This is a genomic window from Bacillus sp. AFS059628 (genome assembly GCF_002571225.1).
Taxonomy (GTDB): domain Bacteria; phylum Bacillota; class Bacilli; order Bacillales; family Bacillaceae_G; genus Bacillus_A.
This window is the reverse complement of record NZ_NVEC01000163.1, coordinates 1-209: the sequence shown is the minus strand read 5'-3', so window position 1 is coordinate 209 and position 209 is coordinate 1. Positions and strand designations below refer to the sequence as shown.

Below are 209 nucleotides of genomic sequence, written 5' to 3'. Positions count from 1 at the left end.
TTCGACTCCTCTCGGGCGCGTTTTCTTTCGGGAAGTGGCTCAGCTTGGTAGAGCACCTGGTTTGGGACCAGGGGGTCGCAGGTTCAAATCCTGTCTTCCCGATACTTGTTTGGGGCCTTAGCTCAGCTGGGAGAGCGCCTGCCTTGCACGCAGGAGGTCAGCGGTTCGATCCCGCTAGGCTCCACCAAAAAGTTCTTTGAAAACTGAAC

The 209-nt window shown here is 56.5% G+C and carries 2 tRNA genes; both read left to right on the top strand.

Annotated elements, in window-relative coordinates:
• Nucleotides 1-28 precede the first annotated feature (28 nt).
• Nucleotides 29-102: transfer RNA gene (locus tag COL05_RS30770), tRNA-Pro, on the top strand.
• Nucleotides 103-111: 9 nt separating this feature from the next.
• Nucleotides 112-187 (top strand) — tRNA-Ala (locus COL05_RS30765).
• The last annotated feature ends 22 nt before the right edge of the window (nucleotides 188-209 follow it).